The sequence below is a fragment of the Methyloversatilis sp. genome (assembly GCF_030696805.1).
Classification (GTDB): domain Bacteria; phylum Pseudomonadota; class Gammaproteobacteria; order Burkholderiales; family Rhodocyclaceae; genus Methyloversatilis.
Window position 1 is genome coordinate 210814 of sequence record NZ_JAUYRO010000037.1, and the last position, 24416, is coordinate 235229.

Genomic DNA, 24416 nt, shown 5'->3' on the forward strand with positions numbered 1-24416 from the left:
GGTGTGGCCGGTCAGCGCGCCGGCGCAGCGTCGCGACGCCCCGGCTGCGCTCCGTCCGGCTTGCCGTTGCGGGCACCTGCCGCCGGCGCATCGTCGATCTTCACCTTGTCGCCTTCGCGCAGGCGGTCTACGCCATCGGTCACGACGCGCTCACCGGGCTGCACGCCTTCGGTCACCTGCTGCATTTCGCCGGCCAGCGTGCCGGTCTTCACCGGCCGCATCGCCACCGCCAGATCGTCACCGACGACATACACGAAGGTGCCGCTGGCGTTGCGCTGTATCGCAGTCACCGGCACCACGACGGCACTGGCCACTGTATCGACGCGCACCCGCACATTGACGAACTGGTTCGGAAACAGCACGTCATTCCGGTTTTCGAACATCGCCTTGGCCTTGACGGTGCCGGTGGCGACGTCGATCTGATTGTCCAGGATGCGCAGCGTGCCGGTAGTCAGCACGATGCGGTTTTCCCGGTCCCACGCTTCCACCGCCAGACTGCCGCGCTGAGCGATGGCCGCGCGCACGGCAGGCAGTTCCGGCGCCGGCAGCGAGAAGACGACCGAAATCGGCGCCTCCTGCGTGATGGTCAGCAGACCTTCGGTATCCGACGCGCGCACCATGTTGCCCGGTGTCGCCTGGCGCAAACCGACCCGGCCGCTGATCGGCGCCGTGATGCGGGCATAGCTCAGCGACAGCTGCGCGGCCGCGACGCTCGCGTCGTCTGCCTTGATCGCCGCTTCGTACTCGCGCACCAGCGCCTGCTGATTGGTCACCTGCTGGGTCGCGATCGAATCCTGCTTGAGCAGCGTTTCATAACGGTGCAGGTCTTCGCGCGCGTTGGTCAGCAGCGCCTGATTGCGCAGCTTCGCCGCCTGCGTCTGCGCCAGTTCGACCTCGAAGGCACGTGGATCGATCAGTGCCAGAAGATCACCCTTCTTCACCCGCTGGCCTTCGGTGAAATGCAGTGAGCGCAGTTCGCCTTCAACCCGGCTGCGCACCACGACACTTTCGATCGGCGTTACCGTTCCCAGCGCGCTGACCGTGACCGGCAGATCCGCCAAGGTGGCCAGTGCGGTACCGACCCGTGCTTCGCCACCGAAGCGGCGCCCTGGTGCGCCGGGTGCGCCGGATGTCGCACCGGCGGGGCGGGCGCCTGGCGGTGCGCCACCTTCGGCCGATGCGCCGGTGCGCTCCCGCGCGAGAAACCAGCCAGCCGTCAGACCGGCCAGTACCAGCAGCATCACTATCCAGGGCCAGCGTGGCTTGCGAATAACGGGGGGCGTCGTCGTCATGGAATATCGGTCAAAGTGAAATCAGTGGCATGGCGGTCAGCGCACGCAGCGGTGCAACCTGCGTTCATTGCCAGTGCCATTGTCGGCTGCGCATGTTAATCACGTCGCGGCGCGCCGGGCGGACTTGTGAATGGACTGTGAACGACGATGTGCGGTCGTCACCGCGTCGCACGACCGGGCCGGATGACGCGACGCGACGCGACGCGGTGTTGAGCGGCACCCGGTACGCGGGGTTCCGCAGGCATCAACATTGCGTCTGGTAAACTGTTCGGGTCGTTTACAGGCTCAGCCAGCAGTTCCACCGCGCGGCCCTGCGTTTTTCCGCGGGACACCCTGTCCCGCTGTCCGGTTTCACACCCTGCGTCAGGTCGCTTCCACTCCGTCTTTCGGGAGAGCGAAGCCTTGCTTGTCCATCTGCTGCCCCTTGCGGCACTGCTGTCCGGCGTTGCCCTGCTGCTGTTGGGCAGCGGCCTGCTGACCACCCTGCTCGCCGTGCGCGGCGGCATCGAAGGCTTCGGCAGTCCCTTCATGGGTCTGCTCGGGTCGATGTTTTTCGCCGGCTTCCTGATCGGTACCCATGTCGCGCCGCGCATGATCCGCCGTGTCGGGCATGTACGTGCGTTCGCCTTCTTCACGTCAGCGGTGGCCTGCGCCGTGCTGCTGCATGAGTTGCTGGTCGTGCCGTGGGTGTGGGCGCTGGTCCGCCTGCTGACCGGTATTTCCATGGTCGGGCTGTACACCATCGTCGAAAGCTGGCTGAACAGCCAGGCGGCACCGGCACAGCGCGCCCGTGTGTTCTCGGTTTACATGGGCGTGAATCTGGGCGCACTGGCGCTGTCGCAGCAATTGCTGCATCTGGGGCCAGCCAGCGGCCACGTTTTGTTCGGCCTGGCGGCGCTGCTGGTGTCGGCAGCCGTGATGCCGGTGGCGGCGACCCGGCTGGTTCAGCCCGTACTCGACCGGAATGCTTCGGTCGACCTGAAAAGCCTGTATGCCAAGGCGCCGATCGCGCTCTCTGCGGCGTTTGCGTCAGGCCTCGCGATGGGCGCCTTCTGGGGCCTGGGCGCGGTGTGGGCCGACGGCCACGGCATCGGGCATCAGGGCATTGCGGCCTTCATGACCGCCACCATCCTCGGGGGTGCGCTGTTCCAGTGGCCTATCGGTCTGCTGTCCGACCGCATCGACCGCGGGCGCGCGATCGCCTTCGTGTCGTTCGGCGCCACCATGTGCGCCATCGTACTGATGGCAGTCGCCAGCCGCGGCACGCTGGCGATCAGCCTGGCCGGCTTCATCTACGGCGGATTCGCTTTCGCGCTGTATCCGATGGCCGTGGCCCGCATGATCGACCGCCTGCAGCCGCACGAAGTGCTGTCGGGCAGCAGCAGCCTGTTGCTGATACACGGCGCCGGTGCCGCCGCCGGCCCGCTGCTCGCCGGTTTCGCCATGGCGCTGGCCGGCGGCGCGGCGCTGCCGCTGTGGTTTGCGGCGACCCAGGGTGCCCTGGCGATCGCCGCCTCATCGCTGCTGCGCCGGCTGACGCCCGACGTCGCTCATCAGACCCGCTTCCAGCCCATGGTGCGCACCGCATCGACCGCCTTTGACATGGTCGACGGCGCGCACCCGAACGACCTTCCATCCACGCGACCCAGCCCGGAGACCCGCTGACCCGAACCCGCAACCTGCCCCGAAAGGACTTCACCATGCTCCTCGCCACCGATCTGGACGGCACCTTCCTCGCCGGCGACCCCGAAGCGCGCCTGCGCCTGTACCAGCGCATTGCAGCCGACCCCGAAGTGACACTCGTGTTCGTGACCGGACGCGGCCTCGAAGCCGTACTGCCGATCCTGTCCGACCCGACGATCCCGGTGCCGCATTACATCATCGCCGACGTCGGCGCGACCGTCGTCGACGGCGCCACACGGCAGGCGGTGCAGCCGCTGCAGTCGGCGATCGACGTCGTATGGCCGGGCGAACTTGCAGTGACCGAGGCGCTGGCCGGCTTCGATCGGCTGCAGCGGCAGGAAGTCCCGCAGCAACGACGCTGTTCCTACTTCTGCGAGGGCGACGCGGTGACCGGCGACATCCACGCCGCGGCGGCGGCGCTGGGCTGCGACGTGCTGTATTCGGCCGACCGCTACCTCGACATCCTGCCGCCCGGCGTGAACAAGGGCAGCACGCTGCGCAAGCTGGTGCGCCATCTTGGCATCGACCCCGAGCATGTACTGGTCGCCGGCGACACGCTGAATGATCTGTCGATGTTCGAACAAGGTTTCCGCGGCGTGTGCGTCGGGGAGTCGGAACCGGCACTGCTGGCGGCGACCATGGACCGCTCGCGCATCCTGCATGCTTCGCGCATCGGCTGCGGCGGCATCATCGACGCGCTGCGCAGCTTCCGCATGATGCGCTTCGATCCGGTCAGCCCGGTTACCGACGGCGGCGACGCCGAGCTCGTCATCGTCTATCACCGGCTGCCGTACGAGGAGTTCATCGAAGACGGCATCGTCAAGCAGCGCCGCCCGACTTCGCCCAACGGCATCATTCCGACGCTACTGAGCTTCTTCGCTGAAGGTCAGCGGGGCTCATGGGTGGCCTGGTCGACAACCAATGCCGGATCGACCGATTTCGAGGTGCACACGACGGTCGATCGCCAGCGCTATCCGAATCTGACCTGTGCCCGCGTCGCGCTGGACAAGAACGACGTCGACATCTTCTACAAGCGCTTTTCGAAGGAAGCGTTCTGGCCGACGCTGCACACCTTCTGGGAGCGCGCGCAGTTCCGCGAGGACCACTGGCAGGTGTTCCTCAAGGTGAACCGGCTGTTCGCCGAACGCAGCGCGGCCGAGGCGGCGCCGGGTGCCACGGTGTGGCTGCACGACTACAACCTGTGGATGGTGCCGGCGGCGCTGCGCGAAATGCGGCCCGACCTGAAGATTGCCTTCTTCCACCACACCTACTTTCCGTCGGCCGACGTGTTCAACGTGATGCCGTGGCGGCGCGACATCATCGGCAGCCTGCTGCAATGCGATTACATCGGTTTCCACATTCCGCGCCAGGCCGAGAACTTCGTCGACGTGGCACGCGGCGTGGCTCCGCTGAAAGTGCTCGAATCGCGCAACTGCGCACCGCGCTTCCTGACCTATGGCTGTGCGGTCGGACTTGACGAAATGACGACGGCGATCGAGGTGCATGGCCGGCGCATCGGCATCGGCGCCCATCCGGTCGGACTGGACGTGCAGCGTGTCGGCGCCCTCATGGCCGACCCGGCGACCGCCCGGCGCATGGACAGCCTGCGCCATGAACTGGATGGCCGCCGGGCCATCTTGTCGGTCGAGCGGCTGGACTACACGAAGGGCACGCTGGAAAAGCTGCTCGCCTTCGAACAGTTGCTCGAGCGCTATCCGGAAATGCGCCAGAAGGTCACGCTGATCGCCGTATGCGTGCCGGCGGCGAGCGAAATGACCATCTACCGCTCGCTGCAGACGCAGATCGAGCAGGCGGTCGGGCGCATCAACGGCCGCTATTCGCGAGTGGGCTGGACGCCGGTGCAGTTCTTCTTCCGCGCAATTCCGTTCGAGGAACTGATCGCCTATTACGCGGTGGCCGATGTCATGTGGATCACACCGCTGCGCGACGGCCTCAATCTGGTCGCCAAGGAATTTGTCGCGGTGCAGGGCCTGATGCAGGGCGGCGGCGTGCTGGTGCTGTCCGAATTCGCCGGCGCCGCAGCCGAACTGCACGGCGCCGTACTGACCAATCCGCACGACATCAACGACCTGCGCGAAAAGTGCTACTACGCGCTGAACATGCACCGCGCCGAAGCCGAATCGCGGCTGCGCGAACTGCTGGCCATCGTGCAGTACAACGACGTGCATCGCTGGGGGCAGGAATTTCTGGCGGCCGTGGATGCAACGGTGGGCACACCTGCGCGGGTAATGCAGAGGGCGTGAGCCGCGAATCCGCCCGATCGGCTGGAAGCGCCGCCGCGGGCGCTGTTCCCGTGGGAGCTGTTCCAACAGGGGCCGTTTTCAGCGCGCGGCGGTCGGTGTGTTTTCCAGTGTCTCGGCCGGGCCACCGGTTTCGATGCGGCCGCTCCAGCCGCCACCGAGTGCCTGATAGGTATTGACCAGCGCGGTGACCCGGTCGAGGCGGCTGGCGATCAGCTGGCGTTCGGCCGACAGCCGCTCGCGTTCGGCATCAAGCAGCACGATGCGGCTGGCGTTGCCGGCGTTGAATGACAACTCGGCCAGATCGCGCGCACCGCGCGTGGCGTCGGACAGCTTCACCGTTTCCTCCATCGCTTCGCGGGCGCCGCGTGCAGCGGACAGCGCGCCGAGCGCATCGGCGTAGGCCTGACGCGCTGCCTGCTGGTAGGTCTGCGCGATCTGCGCGCGCTCGGCTTCCGACTGCGCGACCAGCGCACGCGTGCTGAGCAGGCCGACCAGCGGCTGCGCGATCGCAGCGCCGACACTCCAGGTGCGGGCTGACGCCGACAGCAGATTGCCCAGCGTGGCGCTTTCGCCGCCCAGTGCGGCGGTCAGCGAAATGGTCGGCATCCACTGCGTGCGTGCCACTTCGACGCTCAGGCTGGCGGCTGCGAGATTGGCTTCAGCTGCGCGCACGTCGGCGCGGCGGGCCAACAGATCGGACGTCAGTCCGGACGGGATCTCCGGCTGCACGGCGAGCGTGGACAGCGCGAGACCGCGATCCGGCATCCGTTCGACCAGTTCGCGCGGCGAGCGGCCGAGCAGCACCGACAGCGCGGTTTCAGCCTGTTCGCGCGCACTGCGCGTGGTCGCCAGCGACGCGGCGACACCGGCCCGTTCGGAGCGCGCCAATTCCAGGTCATAGCGGCTGATCGCACCACCGGCAAACTGCTTGTCGCGCAGCCCCAGCGCCGATTCGCGCGTGGTCAGCGTCTGCGTCAGCAGCGCTTCGTCGGCATCAAGTGCGCGCAGATTGAAGTAGGCACGCGCCACCTGGGCGCTGATCGACGCACGCAGCGCTTCCAGTGCATAGCGACTGGAAGCGAGCTGCTGACGCGCGACGTCGCGCTGACCAGACAGGCGACCGAACAGATCGAGTTCGTACGAGGCATTGAAGCCGCCGATGACCGTGTTGTACTGGCGCGGCCGGTTCGGAATCGGCCGCTCGGTGCTGAACTGCTGGCGCGAGCCGGACAGCGACAGGTTCGCATCGGGCAGGCGGTTGATGCGCACCAGATCGAGCGTGGCCTGGGAGGCCTGCACGCGCTGGGCGGCAATCACCATGTCGTCATTGCGCGCCAGCGCTTCGGCGATCAGGCCGTCGAGCACCGGATCGCGGAAGCTTTCCCACCAGCGGTCGAGCTCGACCGGCGTCGTGGCGCTGACCGACGGCAGGTCCAGTTCGGGCGCCGGTTTCGGCATCAGCGAGCAGGCGGACAGCAGGCTCGCCGCGAGCAGCGCGCCCAGCGCGCCGCGACGTGCGGGATCAATGAGGCGCATAGGGATTCTCCGGCTTCGGGGGTTCGACTTCTTCCGGCGGGGTGGCCAGCCGGCGGTCGACGATGATCTTGTAGAACAGCGGCACGAAGAAGATCGCGAGAAAGGTGGCCGCAATCATGCCGCCGATGACGCCGGTGCCGACGGACACCCGCGCACCCGCGCCGGCGCCGGTCGAAATGGCCAGCGGCAGCACGCCGAGGATGAAGGCGAGCGAGGTCATGATGATGGGGCGCAGGCGCAGGCGCGCCGCCTCGATCGCCGCCGCGGCCACCGCGTAGCCTTCCTGATGCTTGAGCACCGCGTATTCGACGATCAGGATGGCGTTCTTGGCCGACAGGCCGAGCAGCGTCACCAGACCGATCTGGAAATACACGTCATTGGTCATGTCGCGCAGCCACACCGCGGTCAGCGCGCCGAATATTCCGAACGGCATGGCCAGCAGCACGGAAAACGGCAGCGACCACTTCTCGTACAGCGCGGCCAGGATGAGGAACACCATCACCGCGGCCATGATGAGCGCGATTGATGCCGCGCTCGACACGCGCTTTTCCTGGAAGGCGGCGCCGGTCCATTCGAAGCTGGTGTCGCCCGGCAGCGAACGCGCCAGCCGTTCGACCTCGGCGATCGCCTGACCGGACGAATAGCCGGGTGCCGCCTGACCCATCAGCCGCACCGCAGGCAGGTTGTTGTAGCGATTCACCGTATCCGGGCCCGAACTGTATTCGACCTTGGCGAAGGCAGATACCGGCACCATGTCGCCGGCGGTGTTCTTCACGTACAGCCGGCCGATATCTTCCGGCGAACGACGGTACTGGCTTTCGGCCGACATCAACACCTGCCACACGCGGCCGAACTTGTTGAAGTCATTTACGTAGAAGGTGCCCAATGTGCCGGCCAGCGTGTTGAACGCTTCGGTCAGCGGAATGCCCAGCGCCTTGGCGCGTTCGCGGTCGACGTCGACAAAGAGCTGCGGCGCATTGGGCCGCCACAGCGTCTGCAGCCCGCCGGCCAGCACCGGCGTCTGGTGTGACGAGCCGATCAGTGCGTTCATGTTCTCGACCAGTCTTTTCGTGCCGCCGTCGCCGCGGTTCTGCAGATAGAACTCGAAACCGCCGGTATTGCCCAGACCGAAGATGGCGGGCGGATTGAAGGCCAGCACCAGCGCCTCCTTGATGCCGCCCGTCTTGGCGAACACCTCGCCGACCAGCTGCTGGGTACTCATCTTGCGTTCGTTCCAGTGCTTCTGGCTGACGAAAATGGTCGCCGCACTGTTCTTGAAGCCGCCGCCGATGAAGTCCATGCCCGAGAACGCCATCACATGCTCGTTCGCGTCATTCGACTGGACGGCCTTCATCACCTCGGCCACCACCTTGTCGGTGCGCTCCAGCGTCGCGCCATCGGGCAGGAACACGGCGACAATGAAGTAGCCCTGGTCTTCGTCCGGCACCAGCGAGCCGGGCGTCTTGGTCCACAGCCCGATGGTGATGGCGACCATGCCGGCGAACAGCAGCACGCCGACCGCCGAGCGCTTGATCATCCACGTGACGGCGCCGGTGTAGCGGTGCGTCACGCGGGTGAACCAGTCGTTGAACCACAGGAAGATGCGCGCCTGGTTCTTGTGTTCGTTCTTCAGCAGCGCCACGCACAGCGCCGGGGTCATCGTTAGCGCGACGATGCCGGACAGCACGACGGCGATCGAAATGGTCACCGCGAACTGCCGGTACAACTCGCCGGTCAGGCCGCCCAGGAAGGCGATCGGCACGAATACCGCGGTCAGCACCAGCACGATGGCCACCACCGGCCCGGTCACTTCCTGCATCGCCTGGATGGCCGCGTCGCGCGCCACCATCTGCTGCTCGTGCATGATGCGTTCGACGTTCTCCAGCACCACGATGGCGTCGTCCACCACGATGCCAATGGCCAGCACCATGCCGAACAGAGTCAGCGTGTTGATGGAATAGCCGAGCAGGTGCAGGCCGGCGAAGGTGCCGAGCAGCGACACCGGCACTGCCAGCAGTGGAATCAGCGTGGCGCGCCAGTTCTGCAGGAACACGAACACGACGACGAACACCAGGATCATCGCCTCGCCCAGCGTCTTCACGACTTCGGTGATCGACACCTCGACGAAGCGCGTCGTGTCGTAAGGAATGGCGTAGGTCATGCCCTGCGGGAAGCGCTCGGCCATTTCGGTGATGGCCGCCTTGGTCACCTTGGCAACGTCGAGCGCATTGGCGCCCGGCTGCAGGAATACACCCATCAGAACCGCAGCCTTGCCGTTGTAGGTACCGTTGAAATCGTTGTCCTTCGAACCGAGTTCGATCCGTGCGACATCGCGCAGGCGTAGCTTCGAGCCGTCAGCGTTCGAACGCAGGATGATGTCCTCGAACTCCTCAACCGTGGACAGCCGGCCCTTGGTGGTGATTGTGTACACCATGTCCTGGCCGCCGCCGGTCGGCGACTGGCCGATCTTGCCGGCGGCGAACTGGGCGTTCTGCTCGCGCAGCGCGGCGGCGATTTCGGTCACCGTGACGCCGAGCTGGGTCATGCGGTCCGGGCGCACCCAGATACGCATCGCATAGTCCTTGGCGCCGAAGATCTGCACATTGGTCGTGCCGGGGATCTTCTTGATGTTGTCCAGCACATTCAGCGTTACGTAGTTCGACGTGTACAGGTCGTCATACTTGTCGTCCGGCGAATAGAACGCCAGCACCAGCAGGAAGGCAGACGAGCCCTTCTCCACCGTCACGCCCTGCCGGCGCACCTCTTCCGGCAGCCGGGCATCGGCCTGCTTGACCCGGTTGTTCACGTTCACCGCCGCCTTGTCCGGATCGGCACCGATTTCGAAGGTGACCTGGATTTCCACCACGCCGTTCGAGGTCGAGGTGGACTGCATGTACATCATGCCTTCGACGCCGGTGATGACGTTTTCCAGCGGTGCGGCAACCGTCTGCGCAATGGTTTCGGCCGACGCACCCGGGTAGATGGCCCGCACGGTGACCACCGGCGGCGCGATCTCCGGGTACTGTGCAATCGGAAGAGCCCGCATCGCGGCCAGACCGGCCAGCACCAGCAGGATGGAAATGACGAAGGCGAAGATCGGCCGGTCGATGAAGAAGCGCGAAAACATGTGCGCGCTCCTTATTGCGGCGCGGCGGGGGCTGCTGCTGCCGGCGCCTGACCGTTGTCGATCTGCACCGGCGAACCGGGTACGAAAATGCGCGCCATGCCGTCGACGATGATGCGTTCGCCCGGCTGCAGACCTTCGCGGATCACCCACGCATTTTCCAGCTCACCGTCGAGTTGCGCCCATTCACCCAGCTTGACCGGACGCGGCTGCGCGAGCAGCTTGCCGTCGGCTTCCGCGATGACATAGACGAACTTGCCGTTCGGGCTGTCGAGCACCGCACGCTGCGGCACCGCCAGCGCATCGGGGCGCGTGGCGCCGGACAGCGCAACGCGCACGAACTGGCCGGGAGACAGTTTGCCGTCGCGGTTTTCGAACGTGGCGCGCAGCGCAAAGGCGCCGGTGCTGGTGTCGGCCTTGTAGTCCTCGAAACCGAGCCGGCCGGTGCGCGGGAATTCCACGCCGTCGGAGGTGCGGATCTTCACGACGAAGCCCGCGTTGTCGAGACGCAGCAGACCGCGCGCGATTTCGTCGCGGGTGCGCAGGTATTCCGCCTCGCCGACGCCGAAATTGACATAGGCCGGATCGATCTGGGCCAGCGTGGTCATCAGGCTGTCGGAGCCGGCGACGGCCAGACTGCCTTCGACCTTCAGCGCACGGCCGGCCAGACCGCCCAGCGGCGCACGCACGTCGGTGTAGCCCAGATCGATGCGCGCGGTTTGTACCTGCGCTTCGGCCGACTTGACGGCGGCACGCGCCAGGTCGCGCTGCGACAGCGCGTCGTCCGATTCCCTGCGGCTGGCCGCTTCCGCATCGGCCAGCGGCTTGATCCGTGCGAATTCACGGTCAGCCTGGGCCAGTTGCGCCTTCGCCTGATCGAGCTGGGCTTCGGCGGCGGCGACCCGGGCGCGGTAGGGCGCAGCGTCGAGCCGGTACATCACCTGCCCTTCCTTGATGCGCTGGCCTTCTTCGTACAGTCGCTTCTCGACGATGCCGGTCACGCGCGCCCGCACCTCGATTTCGCGTGAGCCGGCCACCTGGCCGACGTACTCGAAACGGACCGGCACTTCACGCGGCGCCACCTCGACAACCTTGACTGCCGGCGGCGGCATGCCGCCACTGGCCGGCTTGCCCTCTTCCCTACCGCACGCCCCCAGCGCGAGCGCAAGCACCGTCACGGACAGCACGCCCACGCGCTGAACGACATCCATCGCTTTATTCATGATCCATCCCGGAAGCTGACGCGACGGTGCCGCGTAAAAGTGTCGGGCCATGCAAGCGACAGCCCTGTTATGGCCCGAATTATAAACATACATCCTTGTATGTTTAAATCACCGGATGAAAAAAATATTCATTCCGGTCACGACGAACGGGAAGCTCGCGATCAGACAGGGAGAATGGGACCCTGTCCCGGTCACCGGGGGGAGACCACCCCAGACGCTGACGCCAGAGATGGAATGAAGGGTGGTGCAACGGTCGAGGCGAACGCCTGGGCATCGATCCACGCATGCCTGACTACCGACGGCCGGCCCGCTTCGTTCTGATGAGTCATGGCGAGGCGGCAGCGTGATCGTATGTCGTGACCCGCTGGACTCAGACGCCCGGTGCGGGTGCCTGCATGCCGCCGACGATGAAGGGCAGCAGCGAGCGCAACAGTGATTCGGGGTCATTCGGCGTGGCAGGTGCGCAGTGACCGAGCAGCTGCATCACGTCACGGCCGGCCATCACGTAGGCCACGATGCCGACGAAGAAGTACATGCGCCTGGCCACCTCGTCTTCAGGTACATCGGGCAGCGCGCGCAGCAGCGCAACGCGGTAGCGGTCCATGATCTGCACGTATTCGGGCGGAATGCAGTCGTCACCGGGCTCGAAATAGGCGCGACCGATCAGCTGCTTGAATACCGCACCCGAAACCGTGTCCTTGCGCGACAGGCGCAGGATGGATTCGATGAAGGTCTGCACGATCTGCGGCACTGTCAGCGGCGCGCCGCCCGCTTCGCGCTCGAGCTTGTCGAGATAGTCCGAGCGCCGGCCGTCGGCACCGAGCACGCGCCGATAGATGGCTTCCATCAGGTCGCGCTTGGAGTTGAAGTGGTAATTGATGGACGCAAGCGGCACGCTGGCAGCATGCGCAATCATGCGCATGGACGTCGCGGCATATCCCTGCTCCGTGAACAGCTTTTCCGCCGCTTCGAAAATCCGTTCCTTCGCGTCTCCGCGCGGTCTGCCTGCAGGTCGCCCACCTTGCTCGATGTCGTCGTCGAATTGCATGCCTACGCCTCTTTTTTCCGCCCCGGAATGTAGCACTGCACGCACAGCCGTGGTGCATCCGCCAACCCTGGACGTGGCGGCGCGCACGCTGTGCGCCGCAGCGCCCGCCCCGACCAACATGGCCCCGCGTTTGCTTGTATCAGCACATGAACAAACACCCTGATATTTTCCCGCGCGCGGCCGGCAAGATCTATCTGATTGGCGCCGGGCCGGGCGACCCGGAGTTGCTCACGCTCAAGGCAGTGCGCGTGCTTGGGCTGTGCGACGTGCTGCTGGTCGATGATCTGGTCGATCGGGCAGTGCTCGCGCATGCGCGGCCGGTCGCGCGCATCGTGCGTGTCGGCAAGCGTGGTGGCTGCCGCAGCACGCCGCAGGCCTTCATCGAACGCTTGATGCGGCGCTGTGCGCGGGCCGGGTTGACGGTCGGCCGGGTCAAGGGCGGTGACCCCTTCGTGTTCGGCCGCGGCGGCGAGGAGATGCAGGCCATGGCGCGCGCCGGCGTCTCCTGCGAGGTGGTCAACGGCCTGTCTGCCGGTATCGCGGTACCGGCTTCGCTCGGCGTACCGGTGACGCATCGCGACCTCGCCTGCGGCGTCACCTTCGTGACCGGCCACGCACGGGCCGACGGCCAACCCGGACGCGAAGCGGATTGGCCGGCGCTGGCGCGCTGCGGAACGACACTGGTCATCTACATGGGTATGCGCACGCTGGACGTCATCACGCGGGCGCTGATCGATGGTGGGCTGCCGGCTGACACGCCGGCCTGCGCCATCCAGAACGGCACGCGCGGGAATCAGCGCAGCGTAGTGGCGACCCTCTCCACGCTGGCGACAGCAGTTTCCGCCGCAGGTCTGGGCAGTCCCGCCATCGTGGTGATCGGCGAGGTGGTCAGCCTGGCCGACGCCGCATCAGGACTTGATCTGCTGCATGAAAGCGCGCGGATGTCGGGCTGAATCCCACCCATCGACGATCCACATCCCGCGACAATGCCCGGCGGCAGGTGAACCGTGGGGAGCGGTTGTGGGAGCTGCTCCCACAGGGCTGCCCCTGGAGGCCAGTCCCGCACCCGGATATCCCTGGCGCAGCGCCGGTTTGCTGGCTGACGCGCCGAAGCCCGCTGCCTACTTGAGCTGTTCGTGCAGCAGCGACAGGATGCGTTTGGCGGTCTTGCTGTCGTCCACGCCGCCTTCCGGCGTCAGGACCTGTACGTTGCTCTGCTTGCCCTCACCCTTGACGTGGATGCGGTACTGGTTCTGACCGGCTTTCGGGTTCGGTTTGTCGTCCGGCATGAAGAAGAGCAGTTTGGACAGCACGCCCTTCTTGCCCTCGCCGGCGGTGGCATCGACTTCCGGATCGACGTAGCGCACGAAATACACGCCCTGCGAACGGTCGCGGTCCTCGACGGTAAAGCCGACGCGGTCGAGCGCGAGGCCAACGCGGCGCCAGGCGCGGTCAAAACCTTCGTAGATCTGCAGCGTGCCGCCCTTGTCGGCCGTCACCAGCTGCGCGCGCTCGGCCACCGGGGGCGCCGCCACCAGCGTCTTGGCCCGTTCGTTGTCGGCACCCAGACGCACCATCAACCGGCGCAGCATTTCGGCTTCCAGTTCCGGGTCGGCCGGACGCGGTTGCCACACGGTGCTGTCGCCACGTTCGTTGATGTACACCTCCATCACGCCGCGATGGCTGACGTAGATTTCGGTGGTACCCGGTTCCGCGCCCGGTTCGAGACGGGTGCGGTACTTGTCGCGCTCCGGCGTCGAGTACAGGTTGTCGAACACCCGGCCGATGGTGTTGCGGATGATGTCATTCGGAAGCTTGGCGCGGTTTTCGTTCCAGTCGGTTTCCATGACGCCCGCTTCGGGCTGTTCGATGTCGATCAGGAAACCGGTTTCCTGCCAGAACTCCTTTACCTGCGGCCACATCTGTTCCGGACTCCCGGCCACGACCAGCCAGCGCTGATTGCCCGAGCGCTCGATACGCATCTTGTCGACCTGCGGCAGCACGGCACCACCCTGCTGCTGCGCCTGCGCCGCGGGCCCCGCACGGTCAGCGTTGTAGGCGGACAGCGTAGCCACGTCGCGGCCGGCGGAATCCGGCACTGCGTAGCGATCACTGGTGGCCGGTAGCGTGAGGTCGGGCGGCAGGTCAAGCCGCGGGCCGCGTTTCTTCGCGGCCGCCTTGTAATCGACCTTGGTCGATTCGGTGTATTCGCTGATCATCGAGCACGAAGCCGCAAAGGCGGCCAGCACGAGGACCAGCACGGTGCGCAAGGCACCAGACTTCATGGGAATCATCGGTAAAGCCTCAGTTCAGCACGCCGGCCTGCTGCATCGCGGCGCGAACCTGCTGGTGGAATTGCGGTGCCAGTTCGGTCAGCGGAAGGCGAAGCGACGGGCCGATCAGCCCGAGTTGTTGTACGGCCCACTTCACCGGGATCGGATTGGCTTCGCAGAACAGCTGGCGATGCAGACCGGTGAGCTTCGCGTTGAGTGCGCGCGCCTTCACGGCGTCGGCCGCAAGGGCTGCGGCGTTCATTTCGTGCATCAGGCGCGGCGCCACGTTGGCGGTGACCGAAATGCAGCCGTGACCGCCCATCAGGATGAAGGCGCAGGTCGAGGCGTCATCACCGCTGTACAGCGCAAAATCCTTCGGCGCGCGATTGATCAATTCGACCCCGCGGTCAAGGTTGCCGGTGGCGTCCTTGATGCCGACGATATTCGGGATTTCGGCCAACCGCAGCGTCGTGTCGTTCGCCAGATCGGCCACGGTGCGACCGGGCACGTTGTACAGGATGAACGGCACATCGACCGCTTCGGCCTGGGCGCGGAAGTGGCGGTACAACCCTTCCTGCGTCGGCTTGTTGTAGTAGGGCACGACTGTCAGGCAGGCATCCACACCCATTGCCTTCGCGCGCTGCGCAAGTTCGATTGCCTCGGCGGTCGAATTGGCACCGGTACCGGCGATCACCGGAATACGGCCGGCAGCCTGCTCGACGGTGGCGTGGATCAGTTCGCAGTGTTCGTCGACATCCACCGTCGGCGACTCGCCGCTGGTGCCGACAATCACGATGCCGTCGGTGCCCTCTGCAATGTGGAAGTCGATCAGGCCGCGCAGTCGCGGGTAATCCAGACTGCCATCTTCATGCATGGGCGTGACGATGGCGACGAGCGATCCGGTAATCATGAGTGAAGCAGCTTCAGCAGGAAACGCAGCATTCTACCGGAGCGCAGCGGCAAGCCCAACACGCGCGGTGCGTCAGTCTGTAACAGCGCTGGCCGACGCACTCATAAGTCAAGCGCTTCGCGCAGTAAAAACATTTAATAAGAATTGATTATCAAGCGCCGCACATCGACTCCGATATGAAGCTACCGGCACCGCCATGGCGTCCGGCTGCACGCACAACAAAAGAGGAGACAACGATGCGCAACCCGCTTTCCACCAGTCTGTCGGCGCGCCTGCTGGCTGTACTGTTCGTTTCGCTGGGCGCAATTTCGGTCAGCAACACCTCATGGCTGCTGTGGAGCGTGCAGCGCGCCGGCGGGCACGACATCCCGCAGCTGCTCGATGCCCGGCTCTCACTCGCGGCCACCGCGTTGTCAGCGGCGGGCAGCGCGCAAGCCACCGCGCAGACGCGCGCACAGCTGGGCCGGCACCGCATCGGCGACAGCGGCTACCTGGCGCTGCTCGATACCGGCGGCGGCGGGCCGGTGCGCGTCGCGCTGCACCCGGCATGGCAGGGCCACACGCTGGACGAGGTGGGCGACGAAGCGCTGCGCGGCAGCTTGCGCCAGGCGCTGCAATCGGCCGACGGCGAACTTCACTATCGCGGCGCCGACGGCCGCGCGGTGATCGCACGCTATCGGCGCCTCGACGACTCGTCGCAGGTGCTGATCGCCGCCGGCCACACCGACGAACTGAACGCCGGCACGACGCGCCTCATCTGGCAGGTACTGTGCGGCCTGACGGTGAGCGGCCTGCTGCTGGTGGCGATGATGGCGTGGATGTTCCGTCGCGAAGTGTCGCGGCCACTGGGCGAGGCGGTGTTGGCGATCGACGCCGTGGCCTGCGGCGACCTGACGCGGGCACTGCACTCGCCGCGGCGCGACGAGATCGGCCGCCTGCTCGGCGCCGTCGAGCACATGCGCGGCGGCCTGGGCGATCTGGTCGGCGCGCTCACGCGCGATGCGCAAACCCTGCGCCAGCGCGCACACCAGCTGTCGGACGCCGCGGCGCAGAGTCGCGAAGGCGCGCGGCGGCAGGCCGAGGCATCGACGTCGATCGCCGCCTCGGTGCAGCGGATGCACACCGGGCTGGAAGAAATCCGTCACAACGTCGGCGCCGCCAATGCCTTCTCCGGGCAGGCGGGCGCCAGTGCGCAGCACGGTGCCGGGGTGATCCACGAAGCGTCGGCGGAAATGCGGGCGATCGCCGGCCATGTCACGCAATCTTCGTCCGTGGTCGAGGCGCTGGCGGCGCATTCGGCCAGCGTGGCCGACATCGCCAAGGTGATCAACGCGCTGGCCGACCAGACCAACCTGCTGTCGCTGAACGCGGCAATCGAGGCGGCGCGCGCTGGCGAACATGGCCGCGGCTTCGCCGTGGTGGCCGACGCGGTGCGCAAGCTGTCGGTATGCACGCGCGAAGCGACCGGCCGCATCGGCGCAGTGGTGGCGCGTATCCAGCAGGGCACCGCGGCTTCGGTCGGCACCATGCGCGAAGCGGCGGCCAAGGTCGAAGCCGGCGTCCGGCTGGCCGGCGACGCGCAGCAGGCGATCACGATGATCACCACCGATGCCGGCCAGGTGGTGCGGCGCATCGCCGACATTTCGGCCTCGCTCGGCGAACAGGGCCGCGCCAGCACCGAAATATCGCGCGCCGTCGAAACCGTGGCCGACATGGTGGAGCACAACAGCGCCGCCGCCTCACGCGTCGCCGAATCGGCCGTGGGCATCGAAAAACTCGCCGAAGACGTACTTGGCGCGGTGAAACGCTTCCGCATCACCGCCTGACGGGTCAGGGGCGGGGAGCGACTTCAGGGCGCGGGCTTGTTGGGCATCGCCTGCGGCTCACCCCAACCTACGGAGGGCGATTTCTTTTGCGATGCCGGGGGTGGGGGACCCGCTGCGGCGTCTCTGGTCGTGGCGCGAGGGTGTTGGGCATCGCCTGCGGCTCACCCCAACCTACGGATGGGGGTTACTTTTGCGTTGCCAGCCCGTAGGTTGGGGTGAGCCGCAGGCGATCGCGATCCGCTGCCGGGATTGTGCAAGTCCCGGGTTTGCCCGCCCGTAGGCTGGGGTGAGCCGCAGGCGATGCCCAACATCTGGGTCGTGACTACAGTTCGGCCAGTGCCCTCACGTGCTCGGTCACGCTGCGGCCCAGTGCCGACAGCGCGTAGCCCCCCTCGAGCATCGATACGACACGGCCTTGGCAGTGCACCTGCGCGAACTTCAGCAGTTGCGTGGTCACCCACGCGTAATCCGCCTCGACCAGGCCAAGCGAAGCCATGTCGTCTTCGTAGTGCGCGTCGAAGCCAGCCGAAATGAACAACATCTGCGGGGCGAATTCCTGCAGCCGCGGCAGCCAGCGCGTACTGACCGCCTCGCGGAAGGCCTCGCCGCGGGTGCCGGCGGGCAGCGGCACGTTGCACAGATTGCCGGCGAGAGGTTTGTCGCCCGAGTAGGGATAGAACGGGTGCTGGAAGATGCTTACCATCAACATGCGTTCGTCGCCGGCGACGATGTTTTCGGTGCCGTTGCCGTGATGCACGTCGAAATCGATGATGGCGACCCGCTCCAGTCCGTGCACTTCAAGCGCATGGCGGGCGGCGACGGCAATGTTGTTGAAGAAGCAGAAGCCCATCGCGCGGCCGAATTCGGCATGGTGGCCGGGCGGGCGCACGGCGCAGAAAGCGTTGCTGGCCTGCCCCGACAGTACCAGGTCGGTGGCGTGGACGCCGGCGCCGGCGGCACGCAGCGCGGCACGCAGCGTGCCGGGGCACATGGCGGTGTCCGGATCGAGGTGCACGATGCCGCTGGCGGGTGCCTGATCGAACACCTGCCGGACATGGGCGGCCGAATGCGCGCGCTCGAGGGCTTCGACGCCGGCCAGCGGCGCATCGTGGTGCGCCAGGCACACGTCGAGTCCGCTGGCGATAAGACGGTCCTGAATCGCGCACAGCCGATCCGGGCATTCGGGATGGTGCGAGCCCATGTCATGCAGCGCGCACTCGGGATGTGTAATGTATGCGGTGGTCACCGCGCCTCCTCCATTTTTGCAGTGTGCAATGCAACCCTGCCTCTGCGTGCCGTGTCACACCGCGTGAATTGAATCGTGCCCTGCATTATCCCGCCACACCTTAACCCACCTCAAGCCATGTCCGATCCCCGTGCCGTTGTCGATGCCGCGTCCACCCTCATTCTCGGCAAGCGCAGCCGGCTCGAGCTGGCGCTGACCTGCCTGATTGCGGGCGGTCACCTGCTGATCGAGGATGTGCCCGGCACCGGCAAGACCACCCTCGCCCACGTGATGGCGCGCCTGCTCGGGCTCGATTTCCGCCGCGTGCAATTTACCAGCGACCTCTTGCCGGCGGACATTCTCGGCGTGTCGGTGTTCGAACGCGAAACCGGCGCCTTCCGCTTCCACCCCGGCCCGGTATTCACCCAGGTGCTGCTTGCCGACGAGGTGAACCGCGCCACGCCGCGCACGCAGAGTGCGCTGCTCGAGGCGATGGAAGAACACCAGGTCAGCGTCGAAGGCGAAACGCGCCCGCTGCCCGAACCCTTCTTTGTGATCGCCACGCAGAACCCGGCCAGCCAGATCGGCACCTATCCGCTGCCTGAATCGCAGCTCGACCGCTTCATGATGCGCATCACCATGGGCTATCCCGATCCGGCGGCCGAACGCGCACTGCTGACCGGCCGCGACCGGCGCAGCCTGCTGGCCGACCTGGCGCCGGTGGCCGACGCCGCGACGCTGACCGCCTGGCGCACGCGGGCCGAAGGCATTCATGTCAGCGATGCGCTGATCGATTACGTTCAGGCGCTGATCGCCTACACGCGTACCGGCGGCGCCTACCGGCTCGGTCTGAGTCCGCGTGCCGGGCTGGCGCTGCTGGCCGCGGCGCGCGCCCGCGCGCTGCTCGATGCACGCAACCACGTGCTGCCGGAAGACGTGCAGGCGGTGATGCCGGCGGTCGCGCTGCACCGGCTGCCGATGCTCGAGCAGCCGGCCAGTCACGACGATGCCGCCCGCCATCTGCTGCAGGCGGTTGCGCTGCCGGTCTGATGCGGGAAGCGATCCGCCGCTGGCTGGCCACATTGGGCGGCTCGCCCGCGCTGCCGCTGACCCTTGATCGTCGCCGCATTTTCGTGCTGCCGACCGGGCCGGGTCTGGCCTTCGGCTGTGCGCTGCTTGCCATGCTGCTGACCGCGATCAACTACACGCTGAGCCTGGGCTTCGCACTGGTATTCATGCTGGCTGGCCTGGGTCAGGTCGCGCTGCTGCACGCCTTTCGCAACCTGTACGCGCTGAAGCTTCGCGAAACCGTGCCGGAGCCGGTGTTCGCCGGCCAGCATGCAGGCTTCCCGCTGTGGCTGGACAACGATGCCAGCCGGCCGCGGCCGGCGCTGCAGCTGACCATGGCCGGTGCCGATCCGGTCACGATAGATCTTGAGCCAAAGCAGAGTCGGGCCGTGTTGCTGCACGTGCCGACGACACGGCGCGGCTGGCTGTCGCCGGCGCGCGTCACGCTGAACACCCGCTACCCGCTGGGCCTGATCCGCGCCTGGTCGTACGCGAAGCCGGCCCAGCGCTGTCTGGTGCTGCCACGACCGGAAATCGACCGACCGCCGCTGCCGGCCACGGCGGCCGGTGAGGCGGGCCTGCGGCCGCGCGGCGACGGCAGCGAGGAATTTGCCAGCCTGCGCGACCACCGCGCTGCCGATTCGCCGCGCCACGTGGCGTGGAAAACCTCGGCTCGCACGCCGGATGCGCCGCTGCTGACCAAACAGTTCGAAGGCAGCGACGGCGGCGACCTGTGGCTGGACCTCGCCCAGCTGCCCGCTACGCTGTCGCTCGAACAGCAGCTGTCGCGGCTGACCGGCTGGGTGATCGACGCCGACGCCGCCGGACTGCATTACGGGCTGGCGTTGCCGGGCACGCGCATCGCGCCGTCCAGCGGACCGGCACACCGAGCGCGCGCGCTGCGCGCGCTCGCACTGCACGGGCTGCCAACATGAAGTGGCGCCGCACGACCGCGCCCAGGGTGGCGGCTGAACCCCTTGATCAGTCGCGCATCGCCTGGCTGATGGCAGTCGCCGCCTGCGCGCTGGTGCCGCACGGCTCGCACCTGCCGGGCTGGCTCATCGCGGTCGCGGCCCTGCTGTTCACGTGGCGGCTGGCGCAGTGGAAGCTGGGCTGGCCGGGCGCCAGCGGTCTGGTCAAGCTGCTGGTGGTGATCGCCTGCTGCGCCGGCGTGTCGCTCACCTTCGGCCGCCTGTTCGGCCGCGAACCCGGCGTGGCGCTGCTGACGCTGATGCTGGTGCTCAAGCTGCACGAATTGCGCAGCACGCGCGACGGCCACACCGTCGTGCTGCTCGGCTATTTCATGTTGCTGACCGCCTTTCTGTATTCGCAGACACCGGCCATGGCGGCCGCGCTCGGCGTGTCGATGACCGTCATCACGGCGGCGTTGATCGCACTCACCGGCCCGCCGGCCGCGCCGCGCGCACTGCTGCGCCATGCCGCATGGATGATGGCGCAGGCGCTGCCCTTCATGCTGGTGCTGTTCGTACTGTTCCCGCGTGTGCCCGGCCCGCTGTGGGGCCTGCCGCTCGACGCCTACAGCGGCACGTCGGGGCTGTCCGACTCCATGTCGCCGGGCTCGATTTCGCAGCTGAGCCTGTCCGGCGCCATTGCCTTTCGCGTGCGCTTCGAAGGCGATGCGCCGCCGGCACGCGATCTGTACTGGCGCGGCCCGGTACTGAGCGCCTTCGACGGCCGCACCTGGCGGCAGGGCAGCAGCGCGCAGCGCATCGGCGATGGCGTGCCACACACGGTACCCGGGCGTCCGCTGGGCTATGAAGTCACACTCGAGCCGCACAACCGGAACTGGCTGTTCGCACTCGAAACCGTCACCACACTGCCGGCCGGCGTGCGGGTGAGCGACGACTGGCAGTTGTTCGGTCGCGATGGCGTGCGCACCCGGCGGCGCGACCGCTTCGAATCGGTGCTCGGTGCGCGACCGGGCATCGAGGAATGGAGCGGTCATCTCGACGCGGCCCGCCAGCTGCCGCGCGACGGCAATCCGCGCGCCCGGCAACTGGCGCAGACGCTGCGCGCCGACTCACCGGCCGACACCGTGGAGGCCGGCCTGCGGCTGTTCCGGCGCGAAGCCTTCGTCTACACGCTGACGCCGCCGCTGCTCGGTGACGACGGCATAGACGCCTTCCTGTTCGACACCCGGCGCGGCTTCTGCGAGCACTACGCCGGCGCCTTCGTGTTCCTGATGCGCGCCGCCGGGCTGCCGGCGCGCGTCGTGACCGGATATCAGGGCGGCGAACGCAACGAGGTCGACGACTACGTCGTGGTGCGCCAGTCCGACGCCCACGCGTGGGCCGAGGTGTGGCTCAAGGGCGAAGGATGGCGGCGCGTCGATCCAACCGCCGCCATCCTGCCGTCGCGCATCGAACGCGGTCTGGCCGACCTGCCGGCCGGCGAACCCGTCCCCTTCGTGGCGCGCGTCGATCTGGGCTGGCTGCGCTCGCTGCGCCACCAGTGGGAGGCCGCCAACAATGCGTGGAACCAGTGGGTGTTGTCGTACGACCAGCAGAAACAGCGCGAACTGCTGAGCCGGCTCGGCATGTCGCAGCCCGACTGGCGGCTGATGACGATCTGGCTGGCGTCGCTGTGCGCGCTGTTTGCCACCGCGCTGACATTGTGGGCAATGCGCCGCAGCGTGTCGGCCGATGCGCTGGCGCGCGCGTGGAGCGGGGTCGACCGCGCATTGCGCCCGGCCGGCCTGGGCCGCGAAGCATGGGAAGGGCCGCTCGACTACGCGGCACGGATCGGCCGGCTGCGCCCCGATCTGGCACCCGTGCTTTCTCAGGCGTGTAGACTTTATGCCGACGCCCGCTATGGCGCGGTCCCGCCCGCCGCTGCGACCCGCGAACTCAAGGCCTGCGCCCGCGCGCTGCGCCGCCAACGCACTCCACCCCGCCCATGACCTCACGCTTCACTTCAGACGCCTTTTCACGGCGCTCTTTCATGCTCGGCAGCGTGGCACTGATCGCCTCCAGCCGTTTGCCGGCGCAGACCCCGGGCACAGCCGGCTTTGCCAGCCGCGAAGACGTGCGCGCCTTCTGCGCCGAACTGGCCGGCGCGCATGGCTTCGACCCGGGCTGGCTGCTGACGCAGTTCGAACCGGTGCAGCCGCAACCGAAGGTGATCGAACTGATCCGCCCGCCGACGAAGCCCGGCGTGCGCTCGTGGCAGCGCTACCGCGGCCGCTTCGTCGAGCCGCTGCGCATCCGTGAAGGCCGCGCCTTCATGGACGAATACGCCACAACGCTGGCGCGCGCCGAACAGCAGTACGGCGTGCCGCCACACGTGGTCACCGCGATCATCGGCGTCGAAACGATCTATGGCCGCCACACCGGCAACTTCCCGGTCATCGGCGCGCTGGCCACGCTGGCGTTCGATTACCCGCCGCGCGCCGAACTGTTCCGGCGCGAACTGGGCGAGCTGTTCCTGCTGGCGCGCGACCAGAACCGCGATGTGGCCAGCTATCGCGGCTCCTATGCCGGCGCACTCGGTTACCCTCAATTCCTTCCCAGCAGCTGGCGTCGTTATGCGGTTGATTTCGACAATGACGGCCGCGTGGACCTGATCGGCAGCCCGATCGACGCCATCGGCAGCGTTGCCGCCTACCTGAAGGAACACGGCTGGGAGCCGGGCGAGCCGGTGGTGCAGCGCATCCTGGTCGACAGCAGCACGGTTGCGCCGCTGATTGAATCCGGCATCGAGCCGGTACTCGATACCGATCGACTGCTGGCCAGCGGCATCCGCCCGCTCGGCCGTGAGCTGATTTCGAAGCCGGCGGCCGTGGTCGATCTGATCACACCGGATGCGCCGACCGAATACTGGCTGGGCTTCAGGAATTTCTATGTAATCACCCGCTACAACAAATCGAGCTTCTACGCGATGGCCGTGCATCAGCTGAGCGAGGCGCTGGCGCGTGGCTGACCAGCGCCCGTGCAGTCGCCGCCGGTACTCGAATCGGACCCTGACCATGACCATGACCCGCCTGCTGCTCTCCGCCATGCTGGGCGCCCTGCTCGGCTCCCCCTCGGTCGCCGACGACACGTCGTTGACCGGCCGCTGGACAGGCGACTACAAGACCGACGAAGGCATCGACCGCGAAGCGGAATTTGTCGTGACGGAAAGCGGCGCGACCTGGACCGGCAAGCCCAAGGGCAGCGCCGGCCGGCAGAATCCGTGCTTCAACCGCGCCTTTGCGGTGCTCATCGAAGGCGATTCAGACGGCGCGCTGTCGCTGTGGGTCAAGGCGAGCCAGGCCTTGCCGCTGTGCAAGGACCTGCGGCTGCAGCTGACCCGGGTGTCGCCGACCCGGCTCGAAGGCCGGTTCAAATCAGGCGCGCCGGTCTGGCTGGAAAGACGCTGAGTTCAGCACGCTCTGCAGCAAATCCCCGTGCAGCAAGGCATGGCACCGCCGGGCTTGACCCGCGCATTGAATGAAACCATTATTCATTCCATGCAACTTGGCGCCGGGACGACCCGGTCGCCTTCTTTCTTCCGGGGACGGCCCCGGATGTCCGGAGCATTCATCATGGCGTGGGTCATCCTTTTCATCGCGGGTCTGTTCGAGGTCGCCTGGGCGATCGGTCTGAAATACACCGATGGATTCAGCAAGTTGTGGCCGTCGGTCGGCACGGCGGCCGCCATGCTGATCAGCGTGGTGCTGCTCGGACTCGCCATGCGAACGCTGCCGGTCGGCACCGCCTATGCGGTATGGACCGGCATCGGCGCAGTCGGCACCGTCATCCTGGGCATCGTGCTGTTCGGCGATCCGGCCAATGCGGCGCGTCTGGCCTGCGTTGCACTGATCGTCGCCGGCATCCTCGGACTGAAGCTCACGTCGGCCTGAGTGCCGCGGCGGGAGTTCTGGCTGTGGGAGCGGCGGCCTCGCCGCGATACGCACGCTGATCATCGACCATCGCTGCTCGATCG

At 67.0% G+C, this 24416-nt stretch carries 18 protein-coding genes; 10 read left to right on the forward strand and 8 right to left on the reverse strand.

Features of this window, described 5'->3' with window-relative positions:
* Positions 1–11: 11 nt before the first annotated feature.
* Entirely contained in the window at positions 12–1292 is a 1281-nt protein-coding gene (locus Q8R75_RS06180) for an MdtA/MuxA family multidrug efflux RND transporter periplasmic adaptor subunit (RefSeq protein WP_305613206.1), read from the reverse strand.
* A gap of 402 nt (positions 1293–1694) precedes the next feature.
* Between Q8R75_RS06180 and Q8R75_RS06185 the strand changes: the two genes are divergently transcribed.
* On the forward strand, positions 1695–2957 hold the full coding sequence (locus Q8R75_RS06185; RefSeq protein WP_305613205.1) for an MFS transporter: 1263 nt from the start codon (positions 1695–1697) through the stop codon (positions 2955–2957).
* Between the two features lie 35 nt (positions 2958–2992).
* Complete coding sequence (gene ggpS / locus Q8R75_RS06190) at positions 2993–5239, forward strand: glucosylglycerol-phosphate synthase (protein WP_305663546.1); 2247 nt, start codon at positions 2993–2995, stop codon at positions 5237–5239.
* A 78-nt stretch (positions 5240–5317) separates the two neighbouring features.
* On the opposite strand, the gene Q8R75_RS06195 is transcribed toward ggpS, so the two are convergent.
* The 4 genes from Q8R75_RS06195 to Q8R75_RS06210 form a co-directional block, all read right to left on the reverse strand.
* Positions 5318–6775, reverse strand: coding sequence for an efflux transporter outer membrane subunit (locus Q8R75_RS06195; RefSeq protein ID WP_305613203.1), 1458 nt, complete (start codon positions 6773–6775; stop codon positions 5318–5320).
* Positions 6762–9902, reverse strand: coding sequence for a multidrug efflux RND transporter permease subunit (locus Q8R75_RS06200; RefSeq protein ID WP_305613202.1), 3141 nt, complete (start codon positions 9900–9902; stop codon positions 6762–6764). The genes Q8R75_RS06195 and Q8R75_RS06200 overlap by 14 nt, the downstream gene beginning before the upstream one ends.
* Positions 9903–9913: 11 nt before the next feature.
* Entirely contained in the window at positions 9914–11122 is a 1209-nt protein-coding gene (locus Q8R75_RS06205; protein ID WP_305613201.1) for an efflux RND transporter periplasmic adaptor subunit, read from the reverse strand.
* Positions 11123–11492: 370 nt separating this feature from the next.
* Positions 11493–12170, reverse strand: a complete 678-nt coding sequence (locus Q8R75_RS06210) for a TetR/AcrR family transcriptional regulator (protein ID WP_305613200.1) — start codon at positions 12168–12170, stop codon at positions 11493–11495.
* A gap of 146 nt (positions 12171–12316) precedes the next feature.
* On the opposite strand from Q8R75_RS06210, the gene cobA reads away from it, so the two are divergent.
* Complete coding sequence (cobA, locus tag Q8R75_RS06215) at positions 12317–13123, forward strand: uroporphyrinogen-III C-methyltransferase (protein WP_305613199.1); 807 nt, start codon at positions 12317–12319, stop codon at positions 13121–13123.
* 168 nt (positions 13124–13291) lie between these two features.
* On the opposite strand, the gene bamC is transcribed toward cobA, so the two are convergent.
* Both bamC and dapA read right to left on the reverse strand, forming a co-directional pair.
* The gene (gene bamC, locus Q8R75_RS06220) at positions 13292–14455 is read right to left on the reverse strand and encodes an outer membrane protein assembly factor BamC (protein WP_305613198.1); all 1164 of its coding nucleotides are present in this window, start codon (positions 14453–14455) and stop codon (positions 13292–13294) included.
* A 19-nt stretch (positions 14456–14474) separates the two neighbouring features.
* On the reverse strand, positions 14475–15353 hold the full coding sequence (gene dapA / locus Q8R75_RS06225; RefSeq protein ID WP_305613197.1) for a 4-hydroxy-tetrahydrodipicolinate synthase: 879 nt from the start codon (positions 15351–15353) through the stop codon (positions 14475–14477).
* Between the two features lie 236 nt (positions 15354–15589).
* Between dapA and Q8R75_RS06230 the strand changes: the two genes are divergently transcribed.
* Complete coding sequence (locus Q8R75_RS06230) at positions 15590–17179, forward strand: methyl-accepting chemotaxis protein (protein ID WP_305626047.1); 1590 nt, start codon at positions 15590–15592, stop codon at positions 17177–17179.
* Positions 17180–17501: 322 nt separating this feature from the next.
* On the opposite strand, the gene Q8R75_RS06235 is transcribed toward Q8R75_RS06230, so the two are convergent.
* Positions 17502–18380: a histone deacetylase family protein gene (locus tag Q8R75_RS06235; RefSeq protein WP_305614982.1), complete on the reverse strand. Its 879-nt coding sequence runs from the start codon at positions 18378–18380 to the stop codon at positions 17502–17504.
* Between the two features lie 162 nt (positions 18381–18542).
* Here Q8R75_RS06235 and Q8R75_RS06240 point away from each other — a divergent pair, with 162 nt between their 5' ends.
* From Q8R75_RS06240 to sugE, 6 genes are all read left to right on the forward strand, one after another.
* Positions 18543–19454 carry an AAA family ATPase gene (locus Q8R75_RS06240; RefSeq protein WP_305614976.1) on the forward strand — a complete coding sequence of 304 codons (912 nt, stop codon included), beginning with the start codon at positions 18543–18545 and terminating at the stop codon, positions 19452–19454.
* A complete protein-coding gene (locus tag Q8R75_RS06245) occupies positions 19454–20407 on the forward strand; it encodes a DUF58 domain-containing protein (protein WP_305614978.1) in 954 nt (317 codons plus the stop codon). The genes Q8R75_RS06240 and Q8R75_RS06245 overlap by 1 nt, the downstream gene beginning before the upstream one ends.
* A complete protein-coding gene (locus tag Q8R75_RS06250) occupies positions 20404–22392 on the forward strand; it encodes a DUF3488 and transglutaminase-like domain-containing protein (RefSeq protein ID WP_305626048.1) in 1989 nt (662 codons plus the stop codon). Before Q8R75_RS06245 ends, Q8R75_RS06250 begins: the two co-directional genes overlap by 4 nt.
* Positions 22389–23411, forward strand: a complete 1023-nt coding sequence (mltB, locus tag Q8R75_RS06255) for a lytic murein transglycosylase B (protein WP_305626049.1) — start codon at positions 22389–22391, stop codon at positions 23409–23411. Before Q8R75_RS06250 ends, mltB begins: the two co-directional genes overlap by 4 nt.
* A 46-nt stretch (positions 23412–23457) precedes the next feature.
* Positions 23458–23850: a hypothetical protein gene (locus Q8R75_RS06260; RefSeq protein ID WP_305613470.1), complete on the forward strand. Its 393-nt coding sequence runs from the start codon at positions 23458–23460 to the stop codon at positions 23848–23850.
* 165 nt (positions 23851–24015) lie between these two features.
* Positions 24016–24333, forward strand: coding sequence for a quaternary ammonium compound efflux SMR transporter SugE (gene sugE / locus Q8R75_RS06265; RefSeq protein WP_305613471.1), 318 nt, complete (start codon positions 24016–24018; stop codon positions 24331–24333).
* The last annotated feature ends 83 nt before the right edge of the window (positions 24334–24416 follow it).

What these genes read in the sequence shown, in the direction of transcription:
- Q8R75_RS06235 (WP_305614982.1), bottom strand. Translation starts at nt 18,380, where the DNA reads ATGGGCTCGCACCATCCCGAATGCCCGGATCGGCTGTGCGCGATTCAG.
- Q8R75_RS06260 (WP_305613470.1), top strand. Translation starts at nt 23,458, where the DNA reads ATGACCATGACCCGCCTGCTGCTCTCCGCCATGCTGGGCGCCCTGCTC.
- Q8R75_RS06195 (WP_305613203.1), bottom strand. Translation starts at nt 6,775, where the DNA reads ATGCGCCTCATTGATCCCGCACGTCGCGGCGCGCTGGGCGCGCTGCTC.
- Q8R75_RS06210 (WP_305613200.1), bottom strand. Translation starts at nt 12,170, where the DNA reads ATGCAATTCGACGACGACATCGAGCAAGGTGGGCGACCTGCAGGCAGA.
- Q8R75_RS06250 (WP_305626048.1), top strand. Translation starts at nt 20,404, where the DNA reads ATGAAGTGGCGCCGCACGACCGCGCCCAGGGTGGCGGCTGAACCCCTT.
- Q8R75_RS06180 (WP_305613206.1), bottom strand. Translation starts at nt 1,292, where the DNA reads ATGACGACGACGCCCCCCGTTATTCGCAAGCCACGCTGGCCCTGGATA.
- cobA (WP_305613199.1), top strand. Translation starts at nt 12,317, where the DNA reads ATGAACAAACACCCTGATATTTTCCCGCGCGCGGCCGGCAAGATCTAT.
- sugE (WP_305613471.1), top strand. Translation starts at nt 24,016, where the DNA reads ATGGCGTGGGTCATCCTTTTCATCGCGGGTCTGTTCGAGGTCGCCTGG.
- bamC (WP_305613198.1), bottom strand. Translation starts at nt 14,455, where the DNA reads ATGAAGTCTGGTGCCTTGCGCACCGTGCTGGTCCTCGTGCTGGCCGCC.
- Q8R75_RS06245 (WP_305614978.1), top strand. Translation starts at nt 19,454, where the DNA reads ATGCGGGAAGCGATCCGCCGCTGGCTGGCCACATTGGGCGGCTCGCCC.
- Q8R75_RS06200 (WP_305613202.1), bottom strand. Translation starts at nt 9,902, where the DNA reads ATGTTTTCGCGCTTCTTCATCGACCGGCCGATCTTCGCCTTCGTCATT.
- dapA (WP_305613197.1), bottom strand. Translation starts at nt 15,353, where the DNA reads ATGATTACCGGATCGCTCGTCGCCATCGTCACGCCCATGCATGAAGAT.
- mltB (WP_305626049.1), top strand. Translation starts at nt 22,389, where the DNA reads ATGACCTCACGCTTCACTTCAGACGCCTTTTCACGGCGCTCTTTCATG.
- Q8R75_RS06230 (WP_305626047.1), top strand. Translation starts at nt 15,590, where the DNA reads ATGCGCAACCCGCTTTCCACCAGTCTGTCGGCGCGCCTGCTGGCTGTA.
- ggpS (WP_305663546.1), top strand. Translation starts at nt 2,993, where the DNA reads ATGCTCCTCGCCACCGATCTGGACGGCACCTTCCTCGCCGGCGACCCC.
- Q8R75_RS06205 (WP_305613201.1), bottom strand. Translation starts at nt 11,122, where the DNA reads ATGAATAAAGCGATGGATGTCGTTCAGCGCGTGGGCGTGCTGTCCGTG.
- Q8R75_RS06240 (WP_305614976.1), top strand. Translation starts at nt 18,543, where the DNA reads ATGTCCGATCCCCGTGCCGTTGTCGATGCCGCGTCCACCCTCATTCTC.